This window comes from Streptomyces sp. NPDC044002, assembly GCF_056434525.1.
On record NZ_JBWKEZ010000120.1, the window covers coordinates 9,735 to 12,078 of the forward strand.

Here is a 2,344-nt window from a genome sequence, read left to right on the forward strand (position 1 = left end):
CCACCCCCCCCCCCCCCCCCCCCCGCCTCCCCCCCTCCTCCCCCCCCCCCCCCCCCCCCCCCCCCCCCCCCCCCCCCCCCCCCCCCCCCCCCCCCCCCCCCCCCCCCCGCTCCCGTCCCCGGGGCGGGTCAGGTGCGGCTGGCGGTGAAGTCGAGCCGCTTGGGGACGTTCGGGGACGACTCGACGCCCGTGGTGGTCACGGTCCCGCTGAGGGTGGTGACCCGGCTGGAGGCGAGCAGGCCGGAGGAGCAGGCGACGTCCGTGACGTAGCCGATCCCGCCCGTGTAGAGCGGGAAGCTGAGCTGTCCGTGGTTGAGGGCGTTGACCCTGAGGGTGAAGTTCCCGGTGACCGATGTGGTCTGGCTCTCCGAGACCTTGATCTCCACCTTGAGCAGGCTGGAGTTCGCGGTGACCGGGGACAGCGTGATCTCGCGGTCCTCGAAGCCCGAGTCGGGGATGACGATCTTCCCGACGAAGGGGGTGTCCTTGGCGGTGCTTCCCGTGAAGTCGGAGACGCTGGTCCCGCAGGGTGCGGGGGCCGCCGCGTGGGCGGCGGGCGCGGTTGCCAGACCGGTCGCGGCCGTGGTCAGGGCGAGGGCGAGGGCCGGCAGGACCCTCGGGGTACGGCGGAACATGACACTCCCATCCGAATTCTGATCATCACCTCGTACGACAGGTGATGATCAGAAGAGCACGCTGCGTACGCAGGAGGGCCGGTCCCGCACCGGCGTCCCGTACGGATCACACCATCAGCGCAGACCGGCCGGGGCGCACCCGCGCACGATTGGCCCTCCCCGTCAGCGGCGCGCACGCTGGAAGGGTGCGCTCCGAGGCATACGGCACGGCCACCGGACCGGTGTCCGGGTTCCTGGAGAACCCGGTCGTCGGGATGGCGCCGTGGATCGTGTTCTCCCTGCTGGTCGGACCGGGACGGTTCGAGATCGCCGTCGGGATCGCCCTGGCCGCGGCCCTGGCACTGGTGGTCCTGGGCCGGGTGGTGCACCGCGGCAGCTCGTGGAAGCTCCTCGAAGTCGCCGACGTGGTGTTCTTCGCCGCGTTCGCCGTCATCGGCGCGCTCGCGAGCGACGGCACCCTGCGCTGGCTGGAGACGTACGCGGGGGAGATCGCGAACCTCACCCTGACGGTGATCGCCTTCGGCTCCATGGCCGTGGGGATGCCCTTCACCCTCCAGTACGCCCGCGAGCAGGTCGACCCCTCGCTGTGGCGCGCGCCGGCGTTCCTGCGCACCAACTACGTGATCACCGGGGTGTGGGGGCTGGCCTTCCTGGTGGCGGCCCTCGCAGGCGGCTACGGCGACCTGGTGCTGCACAACCCGGACAACATCTGGACCGGCTGGATCATCCAGATCCTGGCGATCGTCGCCGCCGTGCGGTTCACCGTCTGGTACCCGGGCGTGGTCCGGGCCCGCGCCCGGGGCGAGGCCCCGCCGGGCGGAGCCTCGATGCTGCTGCCGGTGGCGGGGCTGCTGGTCCCGGTCGGCATCGCGGTGCTCGTCTTCGACGGGAAGCTGTGGTGGCTGGGCGTGGCCCTGATCGTCGCGGGCGGGATGCTCACGAAGGCCCTCCGGGCCCGCGACGGGTCAGGGCCACGCCGGGCCGGGGTCAGCTGAAGACGACCGAGCGGAGCTTCAGCCGCTGGGAGCCGCGGCCCGTGAGCGGCCGCAGCGAGAAGTAGTCGCCGTCGCACTCCGGCTCGGTGAACACGGTCGCCGTCGAGGTGGTCGCGTTGCGCGGGGTGTCGGCGGGCTCGCTGGCGGCGGGGTCGGCCACCTCGTCCAGGGTGATGCACTCGTTGCTCGGCGGGTCGAGCAGGATCCTGAAGTGCGGATTTCCGTCCAGGCCGATGTACCGGTAGCTGAACTCGCCCAGTGTGGCGGAGGCCGAGGACGGGACGGCCAGCAGGAGGGTGAAGGCGCCGATGGCGGCGATGGAGGCACGGCGAAGACGCATGGGGGTTATCTCCTCGGGAGGGCAACAAACGTGCGGCAGCCACCTTTCCGGCGCCTCGCCCGCGGGTCACCGCCCGCCGCGCGCGGAATCGATTCCCCGTCACCCGTACGGTCCAGCTCCGGCCGGGGTGCGCACCGCTGCGCGGAACTTGGCGGTCCGGGATACGCCGCTGCGCGGGCTGCTCCCCGCCCCGCCCTTCCACCGTTCCCAGGGGCGCTGCCCCTGACCCCGCGCCTCAAACGCCGGCGAGGCTGAAAGAACCGGGCGCTGCGCGCCCGGTGCGCTCAAACGCCGCGCGGGCTGGAATTTCGCTGCGCGAAATCCAGCCCCGCCGGCGTTCGGCAACTCCAGCCCCGCCGGCGTTTGAGGCGCGG

Annotated in this window: 3 protein-coding genes; 1 reads left to right on the forward strand and 2 read right to left on the reverse strand. The window is 72.7% G+C overall.

Going from position 1 to position 2,344, the window contains the following annotated elements:
• Positions 1 to 128: 128 nt before the first annotated feature.
• A complete protein-coding gene (locus AC07A6_RS40370) occupies positions 129 to 635 on the reverse strand; it encodes a hypothetical protein (RefSeq protein ID WP_478780419.1) in 507 nt (168 codons plus the stop codon).
• A gap of 185 nt (positions 636 to 820) precedes the next feature.
• Here AC07A6_RS40370 and AC07A6_RS40375 point away from each other — a divergent pair, with 185 nt between their 5' ends.
• A complete protein-coding gene (locus AC07A6_RS40375; protein ID WP_478780420.1) occupies positions 821 to 1,630 on the forward strand; it encodes a hypothetical protein in 810 nt (269 codons plus the stop codon).
• On the opposite strand, the gene AC07A6_RS40380 is transcribed toward AC07A6_RS40375, so the two are convergent.
• Positions 1,623 to 1,970, reverse strand: a complete 348-nt coding sequence (locus AC07A6_RS40380; RefSeq protein WP_478780421.1) for a hypothetical protein — start codon at positions 1,968 to 1,970, stop codon at positions 1,623 to 1,625. The two genes, AC07A6_RS40375 and AC07A6_RS40380, sit on opposite strands and share 8 nt — an antisense overlap.
• Positions 1,971 to 2,344 lie beyond the last annotated feature (374 nt).

Bases quoted from the DNA above. Each gene is read 5' to 3' on its own strand.
- AC07A6_RS40380 (WP_478780421.1), bottom strand. From the start codon at position 1,970: ATGCGTCTTCGCCGTGCCTCCATCGCCGCCATCGGCGCCTTCACCCTC.
- AC07A6_RS40370 (WP_478780419.1), bottom strand. From the start codon at position 635: ATGTTCCGCCGTACCCCGAGGGTCCTGCCGGCCCTCGCCCTCGCCCTG.